This window comes from Pseudomonas glycinis (assembly GCF_054871425.1).
Map to the genome: position 1 here is coordinate 119685 of NZ_JBTYHF010000004.1, position 25436 is coordinate 145120.

20 protein-coding genes and 1 pseudogene are annotated in these 25436 nt (G+C 58.4%); 10 read left to right on the forward strand and 11 right to left on the reverse strand.

All coding sequences use genetic code 11. The annotated features are described in order from the left end of the window. The first annotated feature begins 208 nt into the window (after nt 1-208). The gene (locus ACYSTU_RS10980; protein WP_039759093.1) at nt 209-1315 is read left to right on the forward strand and encodes an NADH:flavin oxidoreductase/NADH oxidase; all 1107 of its coding nucleotides are present in this window, start codon (nt 209-211) and stop codon (nt 1313-1315) included. Between the two features lie 199 nt (nt 1316-1514). Here the strand turns inward: ACYSTU_RS10980 and ACYSTU_RS10985 are convergent, their stop codons facing one another. After that, nucleotides 1515-3143, reverse strand: a complete 1629-nt coding sequence (locus ACYSTU_RS10985; RefSeq protein WP_071174494.1) for a glucan biosynthesis protein D — start codon at nt 3141-3143, stop codon at nt 1515-1517. 403 nt (nt 3144-3546) lie between these two features. Here ACYSTU_RS10985 and ACYSTU_RS10990 point away from each other — a divergent pair, with 403 nt between their 5' ends. Then, complete coding sequence (locus tag ACYSTU_RS10990) at nt 3547-3732, forward strand: hypothetical protein (protein WP_016771524.1); 186 nt, start codon at nt 3547-3549, stop codon at nt 3730-3732. A gap of 177 nt (nt 3733-3909) precedes the next feature. Then, nucleotides 3910-4632, forward strand: coding sequence for a tellurite resistance TerB family protein (locus ACYSTU_RS10995; protein ID WP_122508298.1), 723 nt, complete (start codon nt 3910-3912; stop codon nt 4630-4632). Between the two features lie 125 nt (nt 4633-4757). Here the strand turns inward: ACYSTU_RS10995 and ACYSTU_RS11000 are convergent, their stop codons facing one another. The 5 genes and pseudogenes from ACYSTU_RS11000 to ACYSTU_RS11020 form a co-directional block, all read right to left on the reverse strand. Further along, complete coding sequence (locus ACYSTU_RS11000) at nt 4758-5102, reverse strand: hypothetical protein (protein WP_110600189.1); 345 nt, start codon at nt 5100-5102, stop codon at nt 4758-4760. 107 nt (nt 5103-5209) lie between these two features. After that, nucleotides 5210-5365: a barstar family protein gene (locus tag ACYSTU_RS11005; protein ID WP_498998347.1), complete on the reverse strand. Its 156-nt coding sequence runs from the start codon at nt 5363-5365 to the stop codon at nt 5210-5212. 104 nt (nt 5366-5469) lie between these two features. Beyond that, on the reverse strand, nt 5470-6108 hold the full coding sequence (locus ACYSTU_RS11010) for a hypothetical protein (protein ID WP_024011730.1): 639 nt from the start codon (nt 6106-6108) through the stop codon (nt 5470-5472). Nucleotides 6109-6110: 2 nt separating this feature from the next. Further along, nucleotides 6111-6473, reverse strand: a complete 363-nt coding sequence (locus ACYSTU_RS11015) for an HNH/endonuclease VII fold putative polymorphic toxin (protein ID WP_498999099.1) — start codon at nt 6471-6473, stop codon at nt 6111-6113. A gap of 20 nt (nt 6474-6493) precedes the next feature. Continuing rightward, nucleotides 6494-8339: pseudogene (locus ACYSTU_RS11020) on the reverse strand (RHS repeat-associated core domain-containing protein); the annotation flags it as partial. A gap of 215 nt (nt 8340-8554) precedes the next feature. Here ACYSTU_RS11020 and ACYSTU_RS11025 point away from each other — a divergent pair. After that, nucleotides 8555-9109, forward strand: a complete 555-nt coding sequence (locus ACYSTU_RS11025; RefSeq protein WP_177421636.1) for an RNA 2'-phosphotransferase — start codon at nt 8555-8557, stop codon at nt 9107-9109. Between the two features lie 5 nt (nt 9110-9114). Here the strand turns inward: ACYSTU_RS11025 and ACYSTU_RS11030 are convergent, their stop codons facing one another. The 5 genes from ACYSTU_RS11030 to ACYSTU_RS11050 all read right to left on the reverse strand — a co-directional run bounded on the left by ACYSTU_RS11030 (nt 9115) and on the right by ACYSTU_RS11050 (nt 17584). Beyond that, nucleotides 9115-9486, reverse strand: coding sequence for an SMI1/KNR4 family protein (locus tag ACYSTU_RS11030; RefSeq protein ID WP_039764143.1), 372 nt, complete (start codon nt 9484-9486; stop codon nt 9115-9117). After that, nucleotides 9483-14165 carry an RHS repeat-associated core domain-containing protein gene (locus ACYSTU_RS11035; protein ID WP_110600185.1) on the reverse strand — a complete coding sequence of 1561 codons (4683 nt, stop codon included), beginning with the start codon at nt 14163-14165 and terminating at the stop codon, nt 9483-9485. Before ACYSTU_RS11035 ends, ACYSTU_RS11030 begins: the two co-directional genes overlap by 4 nt. Continuing rightward, nucleotides 14165-14902 carry a DUF4123 domain-containing protein gene (locus tag ACYSTU_RS11040; RefSeq protein ID WP_498998357.1) on the reverse strand — a complete coding sequence of 246 codons (738 nt, stop codon included), beginning with the start codon at nt 14900-14902 and terminating at the stop codon, nt 14165-14167. Before ACYSTU_RS11040 ends, ACYSTU_RS11035 begins: the two co-directional genes overlap by 1 nt. Next, nucleotides 14892-16934, reverse strand: a complete 2043-nt coding sequence (locus ACYSTU_RS11045; RefSeq protein WP_498998362.1) for a type VI secretion system Vgr family protein — start codon at nt 16932-16934, stop codon at nt 14892-14894. Before ACYSTU_RS11045 ends, ACYSTU_RS11040 begins: the two co-directional genes overlap by 11 nt. A gap of 134 nt (nt 16935-17068) precedes the next feature. Beyond that, nucleotides 17069-17584 (reverse strand): Hcp family type VI secretion system effector, encoded by a 516-nt coding sequence (locus tag ACYSTU_RS11050; RefSeq protein ID WP_007949952.1) that lies wholly within the window; start codon nt 17582-17584, stop codon nt 17069-17071. A 438-nt stretch (nt 17585-18022) separates the two neighbouring features. On the opposite strand from ACYSTU_RS11050, the gene ACYSTU_RS11055 reads away from it, so the two are divergent. The 6 genes from ACYSTU_RS11055 to ACYSTU_RS11080 are packed head-to-tail and all read left to right on the forward strand — an operon-like array spanning nt 18023 to nt 25403. Then, nucleotides 18023-19645 (forward strand): methyl-accepting chemotaxis protein, encoded by a 1623-nt coding sequence (locus ACYSTU_RS11055; protein WP_217879387.1) that lies wholly within the window; start codon nt 18023-18025, stop codon nt 19643-19645. After that, nucleotides 19645-20181 carry a chemotaxis protein CheW gene (locus ACYSTU_RS11060; protein WP_498998365.1) on the forward strand — a complete coding sequence of 179 codons (537 nt, stop codon included), beginning with the start codon at nt 19645-19647 and terminating at the stop codon, nt 20179-20181. Before ACYSTU_RS11055 ends, ACYSTU_RS11060 begins: the two co-directional genes overlap by 1 nt. Next, nucleotides 20178-21449, forward strand: a complete 1272-nt coding sequence (locus ACYSTU_RS11065; protein ID WP_498998368.1) for a CheR family methyltransferase — start codon at nt 20178-20180, stop codon at nt 21447-21449. The genes ACYSTU_RS11060 and ACYSTU_RS11065 overlap by 4 nt, the downstream gene beginning before the upstream one ends. Beyond that, entirely contained in the window at nt 21446-22129 is a 684-nt protein-coding gene (locus ACYSTU_RS11070) for a chemotaxis protein CheW (protein WP_110600173.1), read from the forward strand. Before ACYSTU_RS11065 ends, ACYSTU_RS11070 begins: the two co-directional genes overlap by 4 nt. Then, on the forward strand, nt 22126-24396 hold the full coding sequence (locus ACYSTU_RS11075; RefSeq protein ID WP_498998371.1) for a hybrid sensor histidine kinase/response regulator: 2271 nt from the start codon (nt 22126-22128) through the stop codon (nt 24394-24396). The genes ACYSTU_RS11070 and ACYSTU_RS11075 overlap by 4 nt, the downstream gene beginning before the upstream one ends. Continuing rightward, a complete protein-coding gene (locus tag ACYSTU_RS11080; RefSeq protein ID WP_024011740.1) occupies nt 24393-25403 on the forward strand; it encodes a chemotaxis response regulator protein-glutamate methylesterase in 1011 nt (336 codons plus the stop codon). Before ACYSTU_RS11075 ends, ACYSTU_RS11080 begins: the two co-directional genes overlap by 4 nt. Nucleotides 25404-25436 lie beyond the last annotated feature (33 nt).

Sequence of the window (25436 nt, forward strand, 5' to 3'; positions counted from 1 at the left end):
GCTCGCGAAAGCGTCCTTTCACACACTGAATTACTCTGAACCCTCCGTCATCTCCGGTTGTCGACTAGGCTCTAAGCACTGCTTGATTGGCCTTGTGACGTCTTGTCGAATTTTTGCCCGCGGGGGCGGGTGCTGCACCCTTTTTCTGTCACTCGTCGACTTTTCAAACAGAACCCTGGAGCCTGCCCACCGATTCGAGAGGTGCCCCATGAGTCTGCTGCTTGAACCCTTTACCCTGCGCCAACTGACCCTGCCCAACCGCATCGCCGTGTCGCCGATGTGCCAGTACTCCAGCGTCGACGGCCTGGCCAACGACTGGCACCTGGTGCACCTGGGCAGCCGCGCGGTGGGCGGTGCCGGTCTGGTTTTCACCGAAGCCACGGCGGTTACCGCCGACGGGCGCATCACCGCCGAAGACCTTGGCCTGTGGAACGACGAACAGATCGAACCGCTGCAACGCATCACTCGCTTCATCACCGCCCAGGGCGCGGTCGCCGGCATTCAGCTGGCCCACGCCGGGCGCAAGGCCAGCACCCACCGGCCGTGGATCGGCAAGCATGGCAGCGTCAAACCCGAGGATGGCGGCTGGACCCCGGTCGGGCCATCGCCGATTGCTTTCGATCCGCAGCACACCCAGCCAAAACAGCTCGATGAAGGGCAGATCGCCGAAGTGATTCAAGCCTTTGTCGACGCGGCCAAGCGCGCGCTGACGGCGGGGTTCAGCGTGGTCGAGGTGCATGCCGCGCACGGCTATCTGCTGCATCAGTTTCTTTCGCCGCTGAGCAACCAGCGTCGCGATCAGTACGGTGGTTCGTTCGAGAATCGTATCCGTCTGGTGCTGCAAGTAACTGAAGCGGTGAGGGCGGTATGGCCGGAGGAATTGCCAGTGTTTGTCCGCGTGTCGGCGACCGACTGGGTCGAAGACGGCTGGAATCCGGACGAAACCGTGGAACTGGCGCGTCGCCTTCACACGCTGGGCGCCGATCTCATTGACGTGTCTTCAGGAGGGACAGCTGCAAACGCGGAAATTCCGGTCGGACCCGGTTATCAGACGCGCTTTGCCGAGCGGGTACGCAAAGAGTCAGGCATTGCCACCGGCACTGTCGGCATGATTACCGAGCCTGCCCAGGCCGAGCACATTCTGCGTACCTGTCAGGCTGATATCATTTTCCTCGCCCGAGAGCTGCTGCGCGATCCGTACTGGCCGCTGCATGCCGACGATGATCTGGGCGGGCGCAAAGCAGTGTGGCCGGCGCAGTATCAGCGCGCGACCCATCGGGATCAGCCCATTCATGAGTCGGATTTGCGTGATTGATTGAAGGCTGGAAAGCAAAAGCCCCGAACCAGTGATGGTCGGGGCTTTGGTTTGTCTGATCCGGCCTCGCTGTCTGCGCTGCCGTCATCGCGGGCAAGCCCGCTCCCACAGGTTCGAGTCGACTACAGGTCTTGTGATCAACTCACCACTGTGGGAGCTGGCTTGCCAGCGATGAGGCACTGGCAGGCGCTACAAAACCTCAAGGGTATTTACGCTTGTCCGGCGCCGGCGGGAAGTACTGGTACAACCAGGTCTCGCTCAACGTGCGGTCATTGGTGCGAATGAACAGGCGCAGTTCCACCGGCTCAACGCTGTCATTGGTCGGGTACCAATCGAACAGGATCCGATAACCCTTGATGTCATCCAGCACCAGCACGCTGAAGTCCTGCACCTTGCCGTTGGAACAGGTAATCACTGGCTCGATCCCGGTGCCCTGTGGCAGGCGCTCAAGGCCGCCACCGGTGAAGTCGACGGCAAAACGGCGCGCCCAGACTGGCGGGTAGTGCTCACCCGGCGCCCAACCCTCGGTGAAGCCGCCCATGCCCGAACGCGTCGCGTGCACTCGCGCCAGTGGCGTGCCGACCGGTGGCAGCGCGCTCCAGTACAGCTTGTACCCGTAGTTCAGCGAATCACCGGCAGCCACGGGTTTCTTCGGCGTCCAGAAGGCGACGATGTTATCCAGCGTCTCGCCGGTCGTGGGAATTTCCAGCAGATCGATCGAGCCTTCGCCCCATGCGGTTGTCGGTTCTACCCACAGGCTCGGGCGCTTGCTGTACCAGTCGACGGTGTCCTGATAGTTGGCGAATTCGTGGTCGGTCTGCACCAGGCCGAAACCCTTCGGGTCCTTGTCGGCAAATGCGTTGAATTGCAGCGTCGCCGGGTTGTTCAACGGACGGCAGATCCACTCGCCATTGCCGCGCCACATGGCCAGACGGTCGGAGTCGTGGATTTGCGGGTGAATGGTGTCGCACATGCGCCGTTCGTGGGTGCCGCAGCTGAACATGCTGGTCATCGGCGCCACGCCCAGTTGTTCGATGGTGGTACGCGCGTTGATGTGCGCGTCGATTTCCATGACCACGCGCTCGGCCTGGCAGTCGATGTCGAAGCGATACGCGCCAGTGGCGCTCGGCGAGTCGAGCAGGGCGTAGACTACAAAACGCGTGGCGTTTTTGTCCGGCGTCTCGAACCAGAACTTGGTGAAGTCGGGAAACTCTTCGCGCTTCTTCGCGTAGGTATCAATGGCCAGGCCGCGCGCGGAGAGGCCATATTGGCCAGTAGCATCGACCGCACGGAAATAGCTGGCGCCGAGAAACGACACCACGTCATGCCGATCCAGCTCCGGCGCCTTGAACAGTTTGAAGCCGGCAAAACCCAGGTCGCCCTTGAGCTGCTGGGTGTCGACCGAAGTGTTCTCGTAATTGAACAGCGCCGGGCGGAAATGCACCTCGCGCGCCATGCGCGTCTTCGGATCAACGCTGTACATGCGCACCGGCTGACGGAAACCCATGCCGACGTGGAAGAACTGCACGTCCAGTTGACCTTTGTTTTCCTTCCACAGGGAATGCTCGCCGTCGTAGCGGATCGCGTTGAAATTCTGCGGAGTCATGGTCGCCAAGGTTGGCGGCAACACCTGTTTCGTATCCTGATAGGCATTGCCGGCGAGCTGCTTGGCCTGACGCTTCAACGCTTCGAAATCGAAGGCCTGGGCCTCGCCATCGGCGGCGCCGCCATTGGCCGCCCAGGCGCGAGCAGCCAACAGGCCCGACGCGGAAAGACCGGTATAGGCCGCAATGGCCATGGACGCTTTGAGCAAATTCCTGCGGTGCATAAATACAACCTGTCGTGTGCAATCCCGCGCCGTTCCTGGCACGTATCGGATCGGAAATTACGGTTCGGTCATGCCTTCGGCCAAACGCAACGGACTATAAACAGATGCCCGCTAGCTTAATCGGTTCGATTGTCGGGCAAAAAGGCTTGTTTGCGTTGCGCCATCTGGCAATGAAACAAGACATGTCTGTAATTTTTCTGACAGGGCCCTCTGATTTAGAGGGCATATCTGCTTTTTTCGATTAATTACTCTAAAAACCACTTTTCAACGCCAATTTAATTCCTATTCTATGAGCAAGACCGGATACAAGCCTTCGTGCCGGCGGGGCACACGACGCTGCTCGAAGAGGCAGGGCGATGTGAGGTTCAGCAGTTTCTTGACTCAATAGAGAAGGACATCGTCCATGGCAAAAATACAGGGCATCACCGAAATGTTGGGCATCTTTCCTTGCTTGGGCGGCGGGCGCAGAAGACGCCGTCTCAATTCCGAGGAATTGAAACTGGTGGAACGTTATCGAGAGCTATCGGAAAGCGACCGGATCGCCATGCGCTATCTGGTGGATGCGATGCGGAGTGTTTCGCGGTTTTAAGGAGGAGGGGAGAAGGGGGCAGGTCGAAAGGCCTGCCCCTTTTGATTGGGTAGCGCTCGGAACGAGCCCTTTTGAGTGGCGAGCAACATCTCGAAGCACACTCGCGGGGCGGGTCCGGGCACTTTCGAACTAGGCTGAGGGCCTTAGATCCGGATAACCCTTGTTTGGAGACGGAACATGAACACCCGTGGATTGCTCGATCAACTGCTCAAGTCCGGGCAGGAAATGCTGCAGAACAAGGCCGGCGGCGCTTCCAGCAAATCGGCTGCGAGCGGACTTGGCGGCTTGCTCGGTGGCTCGTCTGGCTCCAGCGGCCTCGGCGGCCTGCTCTCCGGCGCGGGTGGCGGCGCATTGGCCGCAGGCGCGATGGGCCTGCTGCTCGGCAATAAAAAGGTCCGCAAGGTCGGCGGCAAAGTCGCGATCTACGGCGGCCTCGCCGCGCTGGGCGTACTGGCTTACAAGGCGTACGGCAACTACAACGCCCAAAAAGGCAGCGCACCCCAACGCGAACCGCAAACCCTCGACCGCCTGCCACCCGCTCAAGTCGAGCAGCACAGCCAGGCAATCCTCAAAGCCCTGGTCGCCGCCGCCAAAGCCGACGGCCACATCGACGAGCGCGAGCGCGAACTAATCGAAGGCGAATTCACAAAGCTCGACAACGATCAGGAACTGCAACACTGGCTCCACGCCGAACTCAACAAACCCCTCGACCCCACCGACGTCGCCCGCGCGGCGAGCACGCCGGAAATGGCGGCGGAGATGTACATCGCCAGTGTGATGCTGGTGGATGAGGAGAATTTTATGGAGAAGAGCTATCTGGATGAACTGGCACGGCAGTTGAAATTGGAGCCGGGGTTGAAGGTGGAGTTGGAGAGGCAGGTGCGGTTGGCGGCCGATTGATTCTATGGGGTGAGAAATCGCAGTGTTGTGCTGCGATTTTTCCTGAGTCGCCTAATGACGCTTCAATGAAGATTGAGCTTGGAAAGCTGTTTTAAATCTGTTCCATTCTTGAGCAGCGATGGTACTCAAGCCTCCATCATGAACTCTTCAATTTTTTCAATAAATTCGATTTTGCTTTTGGTCCTGAATTCAGATAGAAAAATTTCGGAGTTTTTGATTGGCTCACCTCTTCTATCGTATTCGATCGTTAGCATGTCGATCACAAATTCTCCGTCGGGATCCCCTTCGGGCTCGACTCTCGTGTCAAAGCAATGGCCGGTACTCTGGCGGACTCCTCCGATCAGTACCGAACTAGAGAACCAGCCGCAAGTCTCCGGTGTCAACTCCACCTCATATAGATTGTTGATTGTTATTGTCCAGCCGCTTGGTACTCTGATAGGTTGGAGCTTGTATTCGAGTTTTAATCTCATCGGGTTTCTTCAAATCTTTGCATTCGTGAATACTTTGTTCTGATCATTCAAACGATAGTCGTGCTTGCTGTAGCGTTGAATAAGTGCGCTGGCAAGTATCAATTTTTTTACTTTAGTTTGTATTCGAAATTTTCATCTAAACCCAGGGATATGTCCTGATTTTTTGTTCGCTCGAATATAAATATTATTTTTTTAAAAGTTTCGCCCATGCTTTGTTCAGATTCTTTCGAATTGTTCCATACTATTTCAATCGGACGCTCCACGTCCGGACTGAGCAAATCCCACAGAGAATTTAGGTTGTTCCATAGTACTGAGCCCAAGAAAATGCAGAAGCTATACGCTTGTGGAGCAGCGGTTCAAAATAGATTCAAGATTTATTAATGATTTCATAAAGCTTAGTCGATTTTATCTCTTCAATATTCAGCTTGGATAGTATTGATTTTATTCTCTCTGAGTATTTTTCCGGGGTTATAATATGAGCGGTTGAGTGGGTGTCACTTTCTAGAAAGCGAGCAATGAGTGTATCTCGATTGTTCTTCAAGAACTTTGCTATAGCTGCTACGTTCAATTTGTCGTTTTCACTTAGGTGGCTCCAGATTTTATATGCGTCTTCCTCTTCCTTTTTTAGAATGAGAATAGTGTTTCGGTATTGTGTTAGTTCGTTAGGGGTGAATGTGATGTCGTTCGTGTTGGTGAAGTCTACATAAGAGTATATTTTAGTCTTTTCGTTTTTTTTCAAAAGTCCATTCGGGCTTAGGCTTGTGAGTATCTCTTTTTGCAGGCGTAGCTCTTGGATTTTCTGTTGTTCCAGAGAGTATCCAATGGTCCGCCACTTTATGGTTACCGGCCATTCAGGTGCGAGAAAATTACTGACGGCTTTCCACGTGGACCATAAGTCTTGAAGAGTGCCCGCTACTAATGCGATGCTCATGAAGTCAGGGTCGGAAAACTGCTCGGGCGTTTCATGGAACTTTATACCCGGTTCGCATGTGTAGTATATGCTCATGATTAGTCTTTTTTGAAGTAAGTGTGTGAGTTGTCACCTTCTTTTAAGGCTGCTTTCGTACCTGTGGTTCCCGTAACTTCAGTATTGAAGTGTGGCCCTTCATTACCTTTTATATGTCCCAATGAATGCTCTCTAATAGTCACAATCCTGCCGTCTTTCAAATTGAACTCATAAACCCTACTCATCACGCGACCAGGCTGGTCGGTAAGTACCTCTTTATAGGATCTGGATGGCTGCTGTGATAGGGGCACACCTCCAACGCGTTTCGCTTGTCTGAATGCGGCTTTCCTAGTAATTGTGCTGTCATGGCCTTTAGGTAGCTCTGGTTCGCCATTTTCAACCTTATTGTTACTAGTATCATCCACCTTTCTTTGAAAGCCTTTTTTCGCTTTGCCAGGGCAATTGTTGCTCAACCCCAAAGGATCCACCCACCCCGTAGGGTTAGGCACGTACTGGTAGCTGTTCAACCCACCCGCAAGCTTGATCGGGTCCGGCGTCAAGAACCGTCCAGTTCCCGGATTGTAGTAGCGGTGGCGGTTGTAATGTAACCCTGTCTCGGCGTCGAAATACTGCCCTTGAAAACGCAGCGGATTATCGATTTCGCTGACGTCCAGCGCCGCGAGGTTGCCATAGGCGCGGTACTTCGCGGACCACATGATTTCGCCACTGTAGTCGGTGAGCTCTTGCGGAGTGCCAAGGTGGTCGAGTTGATAGTAGAACGGGGCAGCCTTTAGTGGGCCTTCGCCGTCGAGCATTGCCAATGGGCGGAAGCTGCCCGGTTCGTAGATGTAGCTGCGATAACGATTTTCTGCGCTTTCGGCGATCAATCGCTCGCCTTGCCAGAGGAATTCAGTGGTGTGGCCGTCGACGGTTTTTTCGAAGCGGCGACCGAAGGCGTCGTATTTGTAGGTTGCAGTGCTGCCGCCTGGCAGACTCACGCCGATCAGGCGATGCTGGCAGTCGTAGCGGTATTCGGTGACGAGCTTTTGGCCGTTGCCGCTACGCTCGCGGATCAAATTTCCGTACGCGTCGTAGTCGTAGTGGCGGTCGCCTTGCATGAGCAGGCGATTGCCTTTGACGTTTGCGAGGTTCGCAACGGGCAGGTCATTTTGTCCGAGGAGGTTGCCTGCCGGGTCATGGGCGAAGCTCTCTGGCATGGCGCCGCGCACGCTGATCAGGCGATCCAGCGGGTCGTAGTGATAGCTGCGGTTGCCTTTGCGGCTGTCGTCGATTCCGGCGAGATTGCCGTTGGCGTCGTAGTTGTAGCGACGCTGGAACAGGTGCTTGTCCCGTTGGCTGACGCTGTGCGCTTGCAGACGTCCCTGTTCATCGTATTGGTATTGGCTAAGCAGCAAGCCTTGTTGGCGCTGTTGCTCGCGGCCTGCATTGAATTGGTGGCTGGTCAGGCGTGAACCGTTCAGGTCGATGCTGCTCAGGCGTCCACCGGACAAATGACGGTAATCGAGCGTGCAGCCATCCGGCAGGCGGCAGTGGCTGAGTTGGCCAACGCTATCGTACTGGTAGCGCAGAGTGCCCCAGCCTTGGTGCTCCTCGATAAGTCGGTCTTGCAGATCGTATTTATAGGCGAGCGGCCAATTGCCGTCGTCAACGTTAACGAGGCGGCCAAGCGCGTCGTAGCTGTAGTGAATCTCTTCGCCGTCGGGTAGCGTTTTTACGAGCAAACGACCTGCGGCGTCACGCTGATATTCGGTGACCAGTTCGCTGCCGTCGTCGCCGAACTCGGTTTTCTTCAGCAGTTGGCCGTTCAGGTCGTACTCGTACGCGGTGCGGCGGCCGTCGAAGCCGGTTTCCTGCTGGATCAGGCCGTTCGGGTAATAATCGAGTTGGTAGCGTTCGCCGCGCTCGTTTTCGATCTCGGTGAGGTTGAGTTGCGAGTTGTCGTAGCGATAGCGCAGTTGGCTGCCGTCGGGATTAATCCGGCGGCTGACGAGGTGCAGGTTGTCGGCGTATTCGTAGCGGGTGATACGGCCAAGTTCGTCGCGTTCAGCAGTGACATTGCCGTAGGCGTTGTAGCTGAATGCGCGAGTGGCGCCGCCGGGCAGCGTAACTTGGGCAAGGCGATTGGCAGCATCCCATTGGTAATGAGTGATCGCGCCTGACTCTTCCTGGCGAGTGATCTGCCTGCCTAGTGCATCGTAACGGTACTTGCGCTGACCGCCGTCGGGTAGGCGTTCCTCAAGCAATTGACCGAGATTGTTCCAACCGAGTCGAAGCTGAAGTGATAGAACGATGGTCGCTTGCTAGCCTGCGAGAACCAGCTCGGATGGAACGTCAGAAAAAGATGGCCGCGCGCGATAGGCTGTTGGTGATGGCGGGACGCTGCTCACTCGGGAGTGGGGAAACAGTGGAGCGTTTTTCCTGAACGGTTGAGACTTTGATAAGGTTGTTGTAGTTTTTTCAGGTTTTTTTGTATTTGAGGTGTTTGATGACTGACTCGTTTGAAGATTTTAGTAAGTTTATAAGTTATGTGTTACGTCACAAACCCGAGTCGATTGGGTTGCTGCTGGATGTCGAGGGCTGGGCAAATGTAGATGAGTTAATAAAAGGTTCAGAGAGGGTCGGGAAGTTATTAAGCTATGAAGTTATAAGTAATATCGTCTTTCATAGTGATAAAAAGCGTTTTGAGATATCCAGCGATGGAGCATATATTCGAGCAATTCAGGGGCATTCGTCGGAATCGGTGAGCCGCAACTACCCTGAAATTCAACCTCCGGATTTTTTGTATCATGGAACGGCTATACGTTTCCTTGACTCTATTTTGAAAAACGGTCTAATACCCGGGGCTAGGCATCATGTTCATTTAACACAAAGTGAAACGTTAGCATGCGATATCGGACGTCGTTACGGTAAATCTGTGGTTTTACGCATTGATAGTCACGAAATGTTTGTAAAAGGGTTCAAATTTTTTAAAGCTGAAAATGATGTTTGGTTAACAAGCTTCGTGCCTCCGCAATTTATTTATTCGCTTGCAGATGCCTAGTTTGCTCATTCTTCCTCCCATGTAGAATGAGTTTGAATGGCTTCACTCAACCACTCTTTGAAATTCTCATAAGTTCCATGAAGCTCCCAGCCTTCTGAAGCGTAGGCGTGGATTATGAGGACTTCCGGGTTTCCGGATTCATCACGGCCATCGAAGCAGGCTATGTCATCGTTTGCGTTGAACCTCGCAAAGGGGATTAGCTCCCTCTGTGGGTAAAGTTTTTTTAAGGTGTGGTACCAGTAATTTACATCCCCCTCTTCAAAAACAATGAACCACCAAGGTTCAATATCTATGGCAGGTGTTAGGTTGATTGTTTCAATGAAGTCACTTGGATAAGAAAAATGACTTCGGCCTGTGATTTCTAAATAGTTATTCATTCTTTGCCGCTCAATTTTGGTAGTTCGTGAGATCCGTAAGGAGTTTCCTTTCCGAAACGTTTTGGCGACTGCTTTCCAACTCTTAATTCGATCGCTTGGCCCCACGTATCTGGTTTTTTTCCCTTAACAGCAAAGCGTTGTTGTTCTGGCTCAGTTACTGGATCGTTATATCCGCGCTCTCTGGCTTCTACTTTTATACCGGCTTCGCGTGCGGCACGGACCCGGGTGTTATCCATGCTGGTGAGATGGCCGTCCGGCATTCGGACCACATCAATGGGATCACCTTGCCAACCTTTTTCTCTCATGCTCGCGACTAAATTGTCATAGGTGTAATTGTTTCCTGCTCTGTCGACCTTGTTGTATGAGACAGAGGTTTGGGAAAATCTTACCTCATTTGGGTCAATGGATCGCACTTTTGGGCACTGCGCAACATTACAGCTTAAGCCTAACGGGTCCACCCACCCCGTAGGGTTAGGCACGTACTGGTAGCTATTCAACCCACCCGCAAGCTTGATCGGATCCGGCGTCAAAAACCGTCCAGTCCCCGGATTGTAGTAGCGGTGGCGGTTGTAATGTAACCCTGTCTCGGCGTCGAAATACTGACCTTGGAAGCGCAGCGGGTTATCGATTTCGCTGACGTCCAGTGCCGCGAGGTTGCCATAGGCGCGGTACTTCGCCGACCACATGATCTCACCGCTGTAATCGGTCAGTTCCTGCGGCGTGCCGAGGTGGTCGAGTTGGTAATAGAACGGGGCCGCTTTTAGCGGGCCTTCGCCGTCGAGCATTGCCAACGGGCGGAAGGTGCCCGGTTCGTAGATGTAACTGCGGTAGCGGTTCTCGGCGCTTTCAGCGATGAGTCGTTCGCCTTGCCACAGAAACTCGGTGGTGTGACCGTCGACTGACTTTTCAATGCGGCGGCCAAAGGCGTCGTATTTGTAGGTTGCTGTGCTGCCGCCCGGCAGGCTGACGCCGATCAGGCGGTGTTGGCAATCGTAGCGGTATTCGGTGACGAGCTTTTGTCCGGTGCCGCGACTTTCACGGATCAGGTTGCCGTAGGCGTCGTAGTCATAGTGGCGGTCGCCTTGCATCAACAGGCGATTGCCTTTGACGTTGGCGAGATTCGCAACGGGCAGGTCATTTTGTCCGAGCAGGTTGCCCGCCGGGTCGTGGGCGAAGCTCTCTGGCATGGCGCCGCGCACGCTGATCAGGCGATCCAGCGGGTCGTAGTGATAGCTGCGGTTGCCTTTGCGGCTGTCGTCGATTCCGGCGAGGTTGCCGTTGGCGTCGTAGTTGTAGCGACGCTGGAACAGGTGTTTTTCCCGCTGGCTGACGCTGTGCGCTTGGAGGCGGCCCTGTTCATCGTATTGGTATTGGCTGAGCAGCAAGCCTTGCTGACGCTGCTGTTCACGACCGGCGCTGAACTGGTGAGTTGTCAGGCGGGAGCCGTTGAGGTCGATGCTGCTTAAGCGCCCGCCGGACAAATGTCGGTAGTCGAGGGTGCTACCGTCCGGCAGGCGGCAGTGGCTGAGTTGGCCAACGCTATCGTACTGGTAGCGCAGAGTGCCCCAGCCTTGGTGCTCCTCGATAAGTCGGTCTTGCAGATCGTATTTATAGGCGAGCGGCCAATTGCCGTCGTCAACGTTAACGAGGCGGCCAAGCGCGTCGTAGCTGTAGTGAATCTCTTCGCCGTCGGGTAGCGTTTTTACGAGCAAACGACCTGCGGCGTCACGCTGATATTCGGTGACCAGTTCGCTGCCGTCGTCGCCGAACTCGGTTTTCTTCAGCAGTTGGCCGTTGAGGTCGTACTCGTAGGCAGTCCGACGACCATCGAAGCCGGTTTCCTGTTGAATCAGGCCGTTGGCGTAGTAATCAAGGTGATAGTGCTCGCCGCGCTCGTTTTCAATTTCAGTGAGCAACAGGCGCGAGTTGTCGTAGCGGTAGCGCAGTTGGCTGCCGTCGGGATTGATGCGGCGGCTGACGAGGTGGAGATTATCGGCGTATTCGTAGCGGGTGATACGGCCAAGTTCGTCGCGTTCAGCAGTGACATTGCCGTAGGCGTTGTAGCTGAATGCGCGAGTGGCGCCGCCGGGCAGCGTAACTTGGGCAAGGCGATTGGCAGCATCCCATTGGTAATGAGTGATCGCGCCGGACTCTTCCTGGCGAGTGATCTGCCTGCCTAGTGCATCGTAACGGTACTTGCGCTGACCGCCGTCGGGAAGGCGTTCTTCAAGCAGTTGACCGAGATTATTCCAACCGAGTTGATGACGGCTGCCGTCCGGGTGACGGATTTCCAACAGACGACCCTGCGGGTCATAGCTGTAATGGGTGGCATTGCCGTCCGGGTCAATCTGCGCAGTGACATCACCCTGTCGGTTGCGTTGATACTTCCAACTGGCTTTGCCGCGACGAACGTCGCTGACGAAGCCGTTGATATATTCGTAAGTTGTAGCTTCGTCTTCTGGGGGGATGACAGCGGTCATCAGTCCGTTGTCGTCGTAGCGGTATTCGGTAACAGCGCCCAATGGGTCCTTTTCCGCGATCAATTGACCTTTGTCGTTATAGGCTTTTTGATGCTCGGCACCATCGGGATCAATTTTGCTGATCAGTCGCGCCTGATCATCGTGGGTGTAGACCTCTTCGCTACCATCAGCGTTGGTTACGGTAACGCTGCCTTTGTCGTCCCAAGCGTATTGCGCTTCCATCTGGGAAAAGTTGGCCCAGTGACGTGTACACCGAGACAGTTTGCCTTCGTTTTCCCACTCCCAGTAGAACGCCGCGCCGCCTGCCAATTGCCGCTCGAGAATGACGTGCTGGTCGTTGTAGCGATAGCGTTCGGCTTCGTCGGCGGCGTTCTTCGCCTCGATCAGGCGATGCTGCGTGTCGTAGCTGTAAGTGACCAGCGTCTGCACCGTGTTCCATGCGGCCTCAAGATTGTCCGCTGGCAGGAACTGTTGATAGTCGACGGCGATGATGTGCTTGCGATCGTAGCGCAGGAGCAGGGCGCGGCCGGCACCGTTGTCGAGACGTTTGATGCGCCCATGGATGTCGCGAGTAACGTGCAAGCGGTTGCCATAGCTATCGCTGATGGCGATCAGGGTCGCGCCTTTGCTGTCGAAGCGGAAGTGATAGAACGATGGTCGCTTGCCAGCCTGCGCGAGAATCAGCTCGGATGGATCGTCACCGAGAAAAATGGCCGCGTGCGACAGGCTGTTGGTGATGGTGGGACGCTGCTCGCTTGGGAGTGGGAAGGGCGTCGAGCGATTTTCATGGTCGGTCCATATGATTTCATCGCCATCGATCTCAAGGCGATGAGCCAAGGCATGGCTCCAGCCATAACCCAGACCGCAATCAATTTCCACTGCGCTGGTTCTGTACAGGCGCGTCCATTCAAACGGCAACAGACCATTGAGTTGACCATCAGTCAGTGTCAGCAGTTCTTCACCGGTGACCATCGACACCGGGCATTTGTCGGTGCTTGTTTTGTCAACAGGCTCTGCACTTTTATCGGCCGGTGTTTTTGCCTGTTTGGACACATCGTCAGCTAATTTGCCCTCCGCAAGTCTGGCGTTTTTCTTCCCATCAAAACGCAACTCGGAAATCCCGTTCCTGACCTTCGCGGTCACCCCTCGGGCCGCCACTGCGGTGTACTTGGCGACATACTCCATAAAGCCGTTGATGATCTTGAACACCGACTTCACGAAGCCGATCACAGCCTTGATGACAAGCTCTCCGTACTTCTTGAGTCGGGCCGCAAGGTAGATGACGCCGGTACCTTCTGCCGCGATGGTCAATACCACGCCGATCACGATGTCGATCGCAATGCCAACGACAATTGCCGTGGTCATCTTCGCTACATCGCCCGCCATCTTCATCGGCGGCAAGCCCGCCAGCCAGATCACCGCGCTGCGCACCAGCAAAAACAAGGCCGCTTCATCACTGGCCAGCAACATGGCTTTTTTCATGATGTCCGGCGAGCTTTTGGCGACTTTGATCAGCTCGTCTGCGCCAGCGCCGAGATCCTTGGCGAATTTCTTCGGATCCTGGAGGATATCGAGCACAAGGCTGATGCCGTCCCACACACCCTTGATGGCCTCCCAGCCACCTTCAAGAATGCCGTTGCCGATGGCCATGGCTGTGCCGGAGGTCGAAAGATTCGACCATTGCGGTTTGAAGCCGGCCCATTCCTTGCGCAGGAAACCTTCAAGGTCCGCAGTCACGCCGCTGTAAGAACTGAAGAGGGCGTCGATCTGCGCCGGGGTCACTTCGTTATGGACGCGAATTGTGTAGAACTTGCCGGGCACCCCGCCGGTCCATGCGGCTTTGCCTTGGGGGTCGAGTTTGACCTTGCTGACAGCACCACCGTCCACGGCCACGATTTCGACTTCGATATCGCCGACGGGAATGTCGTAAACCGATTCGAATTTGCTCTCGATCAGCAACGGACCCTTGAGCGGACATTGAGCCACGTTCGAGGTGAAGTTACCGTCGGTCATGCTCACCGTTTTACTGGTGTTGCCCGCCTTGATGATACGCTCCATGCCCAATAAGGACGGCATGTCCGCGGCACGGCTACCCTTGTCGAGAGCCTGTGCGTACCAGGTTTTTGTTTGTTCCTGATACAGCTTCAGACTGTCCTTGAAGGTGTTCAGTTGGTTGTCAACAAAGGCAACGCGATCCATCAGCCTTGCTCCAGAATCAGGTGGTTTATCAATGCTTCTTTAAGATTTTGCGGCGCATCCGGGCGGCGCACGAAGCGGGTGATTTTCAGCTTCAGATTGTTCTCGGGCCATGCGGTGTAGAGGTCCGGGCGGTCTTCTTCCAGCCATTGCATCAGGTTGCTGACCAGCGTCGCCGGATTGCCCTTGCTCAACCCCTCCAACAACCCCTTCGGCACCTCCCACCACGGCCAGTCCCTGACCTTCGGCACCACTCGCGTGCCCACTTCCAGCGCCTGCCCATTGATCAGATACCGCTCAAACACCGGCAGCACTTCTCCAGCCTTCTCCCCAAGCCCCCGCAGAATCGGATAAATATGCCGCCCATCCCAAAACCGGAAAAACACCTCGGTGCCATCCGGCATTTTCACCTGCGTCAGGCTGCGCAGGTGTTCGAACACTTCGTTCGGTTCTGAACGCGACACCGCCAGCCAGCCCCAGTCGAGGGCGTCGGTTTCGGCGATCCAGGGCAGGAAAGCGGAGTTGGCTTTGAGTTCGGTGAGGTAGGGCATCACCGGTTGCCAGGTGGAGTAGGGCGTGCCGCCCCAGATCGGGATGAGCTGGGCGGTGGGTTCGGTGAGGTACAGGGTTTTCAGGGCGTCTGCATCGCTGGCCGCGCTGATGATCAGGTACAACCGCTCGCCACTTTGCAGCGGTTGTTGCGCCAGCCAGTCCTTGGGGGTGATTCGTTCAGATGGCACAGGCACCTGCCTTGCATTTTTCGCATTCTTCACAGAACGGCGCGTTACGTTTTAGGGTGTTGATCTGCGCCGGGGTCAGGACCTGGCCGGCCTTGTCGGCGTCGGCCTGTTTGAGGATGCCGGGCATCAATGGCGCGGCGCCCGTACCAACGCCCGGGCTACCCCCGGAGTTCATGTTGATCACCGGCCCGCTCAGGGTCACGCCGCCAGCATCGATCTTGATGAAGCTGCCGCCACCCACCAAGGTCAGCTCCGCACCAGCCTCCATCACTACCTTCATGCCACTGCTAAGGTGGATTTCCTGGCCTGCGTCGATGAACTGGCCGGTGCCGATCTTGATGTGCTGATTCACGCCGACGGTGAGGTGGTCGTTGGCGCGGGTTTCAACTTTGCGGTCGGCGTAGACGGTGTGGTGTTCTTCGGCTTTGAACTCGGTGTAGCTGTTCTGTTCGACGGTGTCGTGGCGTTCGTTGCCGACGCGGATTTTCTGATCGTGCTCGATGTTTTCGTCCCAGTCGCGCTGGGCGTGCAGGTAGATCTGTTCCTGGCCTTTTTTGTCTTCGATGCGCAGTTCGTTGTAGCCGCCGCCACCCATCGAACTCAGGGTCTTGAAAGTACTGCGGGTCTTGTTCGCCGGCAGTTCATAGGGGACGGTGTTTTCCTTGTGGTACAGGCTGCCGCTGATCAGTGGTTGGTCGGGGTCGCCCTCAAGGAAGGTGACCAGCACTTCCATGCCGATGCGCGGGATGGCGATGCCGCCGTACTGGGCGCCGGCCCAGGCGCTGGAGACGCGCAGCCAGCAACTGGTCTTGTCGTCGGCCTGTCCTTCGCGGTCCCAATGGAACTGGACTTTGACCCGGCCGTACTCGTCGCAGTGGATTTCTTCACCTTTCGGGCCGGTGACCACCGCGCTCTGGCTGCCGAGAATGCGCGGTTTCGGGTGGCGTAGCGGCGGGCGATTGGGCACGTCCCACGGCGTGGCCTGGAAGCGGTTGCGGTAACCCTGATGGAAATCGTCTTTCAGCGCGGTGGTGTCGCTGGTCACCGACTCTTCGAGCACTTGCGGCTGTTTGCCTTCGTGCAGAACTTCGGTGAGCAGCCAGAGGTCGTTCCACTTGGCTTTCGGGTGTTCGGTCAGGGCGAGGAAATGACCGCTGACCAGCAAAGGCTGATCACTCTTGCCTTCGGCCAATTGGAAGTCGCTGCGATGACGTTCGAGGGCGCGTTTGGCCAGGTGCTTGCCGCGCTCGCGGTCGATGAAACGGCCCGGGTAATCGTAGTCTTCGAGGTCGGGCAGGGCGTCGCCACGGTTTTCGCTTTCCAGGGTCAGGCGCGGTTTTTCGAAGTCGTAGTCGCGGCGCGTGGTGCGGCTGGTGCGGGTTTCCAGGCGCAGGTCGAAACGCTTGATCACCGGGTTGCTGGCGACCATGCCGGAGTCTTGCTGATAGGGCACCGGCTTGAGCTTCGGGAACACCGTCTGGTCGTCGCCGAACACCAGCTTGTGCGCGTTGGCGCTGTGCTGGAAGTGGAAGTGAATGCCTTCCTCTTCGCACAGGCGCTGGATGAAATGCAGATCCGACTCGTCGTATTGCACGCAGTAGATGCGCTCGGGATAGATCGAGCCGGTCTTGAATTCGTAGGCGTTGCCTTGAATGCCGTGCTCTTCCAGCACCTGACCGATGATCTTCGGCACGCTGAGGTTCTGGAAGATGCGCTGGTTGATGCGGTGCGCGAGGTACGCCAGTTGCGGGCGCAGGGTCACCGAATATCGGGTCAGGCGCTTGCCGGAATCGCCTTGCGCGGCGCGGTAGATCTGCCCATGGATGCCGCTGCCGTCAGGCGACAGCTGCAGGAAGGCCGGTTTGTGCAGCAGGGTTTCGAGGTCCAGCGACGGCTGCTCACTGACCAGCTCCACCTCAAAGACAAAAGGCTGGCTGATGGCTTCCCGGCCGGTGAGGGTAAACACCTGAAAGTCGGCGGAAAGCCCTTCGATGGTCAGGGCAAAGTGGGTTTCATTGGCCGGCGCGAACATCCCTTGTTCCTCGTGCTGTACAGCGGCGCTCGTCGACGACCGCAAAAAAGCGGCTCAACGTACGCGAAATTCTGGAGGGGCGTAAACAACATCGACCAGCAGAGCTGGCCGATGCGTGTAACGGTCAGCCGTAATTAAACGACTGGAGCACGCCAGTCATCGGAACCCGAAGTACCGGATACTTCGTGGGTCCAGGTGATTTTGCGATAGGTGAACTGCACTTCTTCCAGGTGGGTGAAGTGCGCGTTGCCTGGATCCTGGCAGTTGTGCATTTTGTTGTTGATGGCGACGATGATCGCGTCTTCCAGTTTGGTGGTGTAGTAGTGCTCTTGGGTGCCTTGAGCCGAGGTGCGGTACCACTGGATAACGATTTCGCTCATGCGCTCGCCGGAAGTCAGAGCTGCTTGCAGCAGTGGCGAAGCCTTGTCGTAGACCTTGGTGATCACAACTGGCTTGTGTACGCGCTGACCGGTTGGCTGACCGGATTGCGGGTCACGCGGGATGATCACGTCGTGGGTGAAAGCCTGAACCATGACCTGGTCTTCGTGGCCTTCCTGGTAGGTGTTGCCAACGGAGTCGGCGGTGAACGCGCCGGCAGTGATCAGGCCTTGTTTTTCGCCGGTAACCGACATGTACGCTGGTGTTGCCATGGGGTGCTCTCCTTGCGGATAAAGTTAGGGTGCCCGGAGGCGAAATCGCCCGGTGGGTGACCCAGTGTTATCAAGGAGCGTGCCAGGTTTTGCGCGGTGCCCGGATGGCGGGGGCGCCACGGTAGTCGGTGATCATTCGCGGCGTTTTTCGGCGGGCAAGCCGGGAGAAAGTGCGCAAGAAGTTGCGCAGTACTGCGCAACTTCTTGCGCACTTGGCTGCAGGGCTTGCGCCGCTTGGGCTGCTGGGCAATTTACCCCTGAAATATTACGCCCTACTGCGCAACTTCTTGCGCAGTAGGGGATTTGCCAGGACCGCGGTGTCGCCTTCGCGAGCAGGCTCGCTCCCACAAGGACAGTGCTGCCAGCGAAAGCGTCTTATAAATGAAACACCGCCCTCGGCTATACTCCCCGCATTTCGATCAGGCACGAGGATTCACTGTGAAGAACTGGACGTTGCGCCAACGCATTTTGGCGAGCTTTGCGGTGATTATCGCCATCATGCTGTTGATGGTGGTGCTGTCCTACTCGCGGTTGTTGAAGATCGAGGCCAGTGAAAACAGCGTGCGCGACGATGCCATCCCCGGCGTCTATTACAGCTCGATGATTCGCGGCGCATGGGTCGACAGTTATTTGCAGACCCAAAAACTGCTCGGCCTCAAGGAAGGCCAGGGCGTTTCCAGTGAAGACGCTGCCGACTACAAGGCGTTCGAGGCGCGTCTGCAAGAACATATGGCCAGCTATCGCAAGACCATGGCCACCGATGAAGACCGTTCCGAATTCGCCCTGTTCGAGAAGTACCACGATACCTACATGCAGATTCAGGATGCCGTGCTGGACCTGCACAAGCGCAATCTGGAAACCGATGCCATCAAGCTGTTCAATGAGAAGTTGACCCCGGCGTGGTACACCGGGCGGATGAAACTCAACGACATCATTGGCGAGAACAAAGTCGTCGCTGATAACGCCATGGCCAACATCGACGACGCGGTGGCAACGGCCAAAGTCAGCATGGTCATTTCCCTGCTGGTTGCGGTGCTGGCCGCCGGCCTATGTGGTCTGCTGCTGATGCGCGCGATCATGGCGCCGATGAACCGCATCGTGACCATCCTCGACATCATGCGCACCGGTGATCTGAGCTCGCGCCTGAACCTCGATCGCAAGGACGAATTCGGCGCGGTCGAAACCGGCTTCAACGACATGATGACCGAGCTGACGTCGCTGGTGTCCCAGGCCCAGCGCTCCTCGGTGCAGGTGACCACCTCGGTGACCGAAATCGCTGCCACGTCCAAGCAGCAACAGGCCACCGCCACCGAAACCGCAGCGACCACCACCGAAATCGGCGCAACCTCCCGTGAGATCGCCGCGACGTCGCGGGATCTGGTGCGCACCATGACCGAAGTGTCCACCGCTGCCGATCAGGCCTCGGTACTCGCCGGCTCCGGCCAGCAAGGCCTGGCGCGCATGGAAGACACTATGCACTCGGTCATGGGCGCGGCGGATCTGGTCAACGCCAAACTGGCGATCCTCAACGAGAAGGCCGGCAACATCAATCAGGTGGTGGTGACCATCGTCAAGGTGGCCGACCAGACCAACCTGCTGTCGCTCAACGCAGCGATCGAAGCCGAGAAGGCCGGCGAGTACGGTCGCGGGTTTGCCGTAGTCGCCACCGAAGTCCGGCGTCTGGCCGATCAGACCGCCGTGGCCACCTACGACATCGAACAGATGGTTCGCGAGATCCAGTCGGCGGTGTCGGCCGGGGTGATGGGCATGGACAAGTTTTCCGAAGAAGTACGCCGCGGCATGTCGGAAGTGCAGCAGGTCGGCGAGCAGCTGTCGCAGATCATCCATCAGGTGCAGGCTCTTGCGCCGCGCGTGCTGATGGTCAACGAAGGCATGCAGGCCCAGGCCACTGGCGCCGAGCAGATCAACCATGCGCTGGTGCAGCTGGGCGATGCCAGCAGCCAGACCGTCGAATCGCTGCGTCAGGCCAGTTTCGCCATCGACGAACTGAGCCAGGTGGCCGTCGGCCTGCGCAGCGGCGTTTCGCGATTCAAAGTCTGATGAGCGACATCATCGCCAAGCGTGGCGCCGCGCCAGTGGCGAAGCAGGCGCTGTTTCTGCTGTTTCGCATCGGCAGCGAGCGCTATGCCTTGCGAGCCACCGAAGTGGCCGAAGTGCTGCCGCGCCTGCCGTTGAAGCCGATTGCCCGGGCGCCGCATTGGGTGGCCGGGGTGTTCGCCTATCGCGGGGCGGTGGTGCCGGTGATCGACCTCAGCGCGCTGACTTTCGGCCGACCCGCCGAGGCGCGCACCAGCACGCGGCTGGTGCTGGTCAATTATCAGCCGGATCAAGCGCAAGCAGCGCAATGGCTCGGGCTGATTCTTGAGCAGGCCACCGACACGCTGCGCTGTCATCCGCAAGATTTCCAGCCCTACGGCCTCGATAACCGCGAGGCACCGTACCTCGGCCCGGTGCGCGAAGATGCGCAGGGATTGCTGCAATGGGTGCGGGTCAATGACTTGCTCGATGACGCCGTGCGCGGTTTGCTGTTCCCCGATCCGCCGCGTGATCCGGCGCAGTTAGAGGCGCAGCCATGAGCAGTGAGCAGCGCTTTTTCGATTTCCTCAAGGAACGCATCGGCCTCGATGTCGCGTCGGTGGGCGCGGCGATCATCGAGCGTGCCGTGCGCCAGCGCACCACGCTGTCCCAGGCCGCCCACGCCGACGAATACTGGCAGCTGTTGCAAGGCTCGCGGGATGAACAGCAGGCGCTGATCGAAGCGGTGATCGTTCCGGAAACATGGTTTTTCCGTTACCCGGAATCCTTCGCCACCTTGGGCAAACTGGCCCGTCAGCGTCTCGCCGAGCTGAACAACATGCGCGCGTTGCGCATCCTCAGCCTGCCGTGCTCGACCGGCGAAGAACCCTATTCGATCGCCATGGCCCTGCTTGATGCCGGGCTCAAGCCGCATCAGTTCAAGGTCGATGGCATGGACATCAGCCCATTGTCAGTGGACAAGGCGCGCCGTGCTGTTTACGGCAAGAACTCGTTTCGCGGGCAGGAGCTGCAGTTTCGCGACCGGCATTTCATGCCTGAGCAGGACGGCCACCGGGTCAACGAATACGTTCGCGAACAAGTGCGCTGGCAGGTCGGCAATGTCCTCGATCCGACGCTGTTGGCTAGCGAGCCTGCCTTCGATTTCGTGTTCTGCCGCAACCTGCTGATCTATTTCGACCAGCCGACGCAGAAACAGGTGTTCGAAGTGCTCAAGCGCCTGACCCACGTCGACGGCGTGCTGTTTATCGGCCCGGCGGAGGGCAGTCTGCTCGGGCGCTTGGGCATGCGCTCGATCGGCATTCCGCAGTCGTTCGCTTTCAGCCGCCATAACGAGCCGCACCCCGAACCGCTGCCGACGCCCAAACCGGTCGCCGTGCCGGTCAGCCAGCCATTGCGCAGCGCGCCGCCAGCGCCAGTGCGCAATCGGCCGTTCGCTGCCGTGACGGCTTTGCCGGTGACGAAAAAAACTGCCAACCCCGACGCCGCGACGCTGCTGGCGCAAATCGCTGCACTGGCCAACGAAGGCAAAAGCGCCGAGGCCCGTGCCGCGTGCGAACAGTATCTGCGCAGCCATGAGCCGGTGGCGCAGGTGTTCTACTGGCTCGGGCTGCTCAGCGATGTCGCCGGCCTGAGCCTCGAGGCCCAGGGTTTTTATCGCAAGGCCTTGTACCTCGAACCGCAACATCCCGAAGCGCTGATGCACCTGGCCGCGTTGCTGCAGGCTCAGGGCGACACGGCGGGTGCCCGACGATTGCAGGAGCGCGCCGCCCGCAGCGGGCGCACCGCCGACAGTGAGCGTAAACGATGAGCGCGTCCGACACCTTGAACGTTACCCACGAAGACGCCCGCGCCATCGACGATTGCTGGAACCGCATCGGCATTCATGGCGACAAGTCCTGCCCGTTGCTGGAAGAGCACATTCATTGCCGCAACTGCTCGGTGTATTCCGCCGCCGCCACGCGCCTGCTCGACCGTTATTCGTTGCAGCAGGACCAGCGCGAAGCAGTGGTCAGCAAAGTCGAAATCGACGTCAAGACCCGCTCGCTGCTGATGTTTCGCCTCGGCGAGGAATGGCTCGGACTGGCCACGCGCACGCTTGTCGAAGTCGCGCCGTTGCAGGCGATACATTCGCTGCCGCACCAGCGCTCGCGGGCCTTGCTCGGCGTGGCCAATGTCCGTGGCGCGCTGGTCGCGTGCCTGTCGCTGGTGGAACTGCTCGACCTCGGCGCCAGCGTTGCGCCGGCCAGCGGCGGGCGAGTCATGCCGCGCATGCTGATCATCGCTGCCCATGGCGGGCCGGTGGTGGTGCCGGTGGACGAGGTCGACGGCATTCATGCCATCGACGAACGCATCCTCGATGCTGCTTCACAGTCCGGTGCGCAGGCCAGTGCCAAGTACACCCGTGGCGTTCTGCAATATCGCGGTCGCAGCCTGCGCTGGCTGGACGAAGAACAGCTGTTGTCCGCCGTGACCCGGAGCCTGACATGACCCCCGAGCAAATGCGCGACGCCTCCCTGCTCGAACTGTTCAGCCTCGAAGCCGAAGCCCAGACCCAAGTGCTCAGCGCCGGGCTGCTGGCGCTGGAGCGCAATCCGACCCAGGCCGATCAACTGGAATCGTGCATGCGCGCGGCGCACTCGCTCAAAGGTGCGGCGCGGATCGTTGGTATCGACAGCGGCGTCAGCGTCGCCCACGTCATGGAAGATTGCCTGGTCAGCGCCCAGGAAGGGCGTTTGTTGCTGCGTCCCGAGCACATCGACGCGTTGTTGCAGGGCACCGATCTGCTGATGCGCATCGCCACGCCGGCCAATGCGCCGCAACCTGCGGACATTGAAGCCTACGTGGCGCTGATGGGGCGTCTGCTCGATCCGTCGGCGCCAGCCGCTGTGGTTGCCACGCCGACGATGGCCGAGTTGCAGATCGAGCCCGCGCCAACAGCGACAGCGCCGATCATGGACGAGCCCGCCGAGCCGACCCCGCGCAAAAACAAACGCACCACCGAGGGCGGCGAGCGCGTCTTGCGCGTCACTGCCGAACGCCTGAACAGCTTGCTCGATCTATCGAGCAAATCGCTGGTGGAAACCCAGCGTCTCAAGCCGCACCTGGCGACCATGCAGCGCCTCAAACGCATGCAGAACAACGGTCTGCGCGCGCTGGAAAATCTCAATGTGCACCTGAAGGAGCATGCGCTGAGCCTGGAAGCGCTCGAGTCGCTGGAAGATGCGCGACGTTTGCTCGCCGAGTCGCAGCAACTGCTCAGCGAGAAAAACGCCGAACTCGACGAATTCGCCTGGCAGGCCAGTCAGCGCGCGCAAGTGCTCTATGACACCGCGCTGGCCTGTCGCATGCGCCCGTTCGCCGACGTGTTGAGCGGGCAGGCGCGCATGGTTCGCGACCTCGGTCGCAGCCTTGGCAAGCAGGTGCGCCTGGAGATCGAAGGCGAGAAAACCCAGGTCGATCGCGACGTGCTGGAAAAGCTTGAAGCACCGCTGACTCATCTGCTGCGCAACGCCGTCGATCACGGCATCGAATCCCCGGAACAACGCCTGCTCAAGGGCAAGCCGGAAGAGGGCCTTATTCGCCTGCGCGCTTCCCATCAGGCCGGTTTGCTGGTGCTGGAATTGAGCGATGACGGCGGTGGCGTCGATCTGGAGAAAGTCCGCCGCAGCATCGTCGAACGGCAGTTATCCCCAGCCGAAACCGCAGCGCAATTGAGCGAAGAAGAACTGCTGACCTTCCTGTTTCTGCCGGGATTCAGCCTGCGCGACAAGGTTACCGAAGTGTCCGGGCGTGGCGTCGGCCTGGACGCTGTTCAGCATATGGTCCGCCAATTGCGCGGGGCCGTGGTGCTGGAGCAGACGGCGGGCGAGGGCAGCCGTTTCCACCTGGAAGTGCCGCTGACGCTTTCGGTGGTGCGCAGTCTGGTGGTGGAAGTCGGTGAAGAGGCTTACGCGTTCCCGCTGGCGCACATCGAACGCATGTGCGATCTGGCGCCGGAAGACATTGTGCAGGTCGAGGGGCGTCAGCATTTCTGGCACGAAGGCCAGCATGTCGGGCTGGTTGCGGCCAGCCAGTTGCTCAATCGCCCGGCCAGTCAGAACGATGGCGCTACCCTGAAAGTCGTGGTGATCCGCGAGCGCGAGGCGATTTATGGGGTGGCGGTCGAGCGCTTCGTGGGTGAGCGCACGCTGGTGGTGTTGCCGCTGGACGAGCGTCTGGGCAAGGTTCAGGACATCTCCGCCGGGGCCTTGCTCGATGATGGCTCGGTGGTGCTGATCGTCGATGTCGAAGACATGCTGCGTTCGGTGGACAAACTGCTCAACACCGGGCGCCTGGAGCGCATTGCCCGCCACGGCAATCAAGCTGCCGAAGCGGCGCGCAAACGAGTCTTGGTGGTCGACGATTCGCTGACCGTGCGCGAGCTGCAACGCAAACTGCTGCTCAATCGTGGCTACGACGTCGCGGTGGCGGTGGACGGCATGGACGGCTGGAATGCGCTGCGTTCGGAGAACTTCGATCTGCTGATCACCGACATCGACATGCCGCGCATGGACGGCATCGAGCTGGTCACGCTGCTGCGCCGCGACAACCGTCTGCAATCGCTGCCGGTGATGGTCGTGTCGTACAAGGATCGCGAAGAAGACCGCCGCCGTGGACTGGACGTCGGCGCCGACTATTATCTGGCCAAAGCCAGTTTTCATGACGACGCCCTGCTCGATGCAGTGGTCGAGCTCATCGGGGGAGCGCGGGCATGAGGATCGCAATCGTCAACGACATGCCCCTGGCGGTGGAGGCCCTGCGCCGAGCGCTGGCGTTCGAGCCGGCGCATCAGGTGATCTGGGTCGCCAGCAACGGCGCGGAGGCGGTGCAACGCTGCGCCGAATACACCCCGGACCTGATCCTGATGGACCTGATCATGCCGATCATGGACGGCGTCGAAGCCACGCGGCGGATCATGGCCGAAACGCCGTGCGCGATTGTCATCGTCACCGTCGACCGCCAGCAGAACGTGCACCGCGTGTTCGAGGCCATGGGCCACGGCGCGCTGGACGTGGTCGACACGCCGGCCATTGGCGCCGGCAATGCCCAGGAAGCGGCGGCGCCGTTGTTGCGCAAGATCCTCAACATCGGCTGGCTGATCGGCGACAAGGCGCCACGTGCGCGCCCGGCGCCGAGTACGCCGCGCAGTTCGCCGTCACGTCAGCGGCTAGTGGCGATCGGTTCGTCTGCCGGTGGGCCGGCGGCGCTGGAAGTGTTGCTCAAAGGCCTGCCGAGAGATTTTTCCGCCGCGATCGTGCTGGTGCAGCATGTCGATCAGGTGTTCGCCGCCGGCATGGCCGAATGGCTGGCCAGCGCCAGCGGCCTCGATGTGCGTCTGGCCCGTGAAGGCGAGCCGCCGCAAAGTGGCGCGGTGCTGCTGGCCGGGACCAATCACCATATTCGCCTGTTGAAAAACGGCACGCTGGCCTACACCGCCGAACCGGTCAACGAGATCTATCGCCCCTCGATCGACGTGTTTTTCGAGAGCGTCGCCAGTTACTGGAACGGTGACGCGGTCGGGGTTTTATTGACCGGGATGGGGCGCGATGGCGCGCAAGGGCTTAAGCTCATGCGCCAGCAGGGTTATTTGACCATCGCCCAGGATCAGCACAGCAGTGCGGTGTACGGCATGCCCAAGGCTGCCGCGGCGATCGATGCCGCGGTGGAAATCCGCCCGCTGGAAAAGATAGCGCCACGATTGCTGGAGATTTTCCCCAAATGAACAGGTTGATCGGCAATCCAGGCCCCCGCAGTA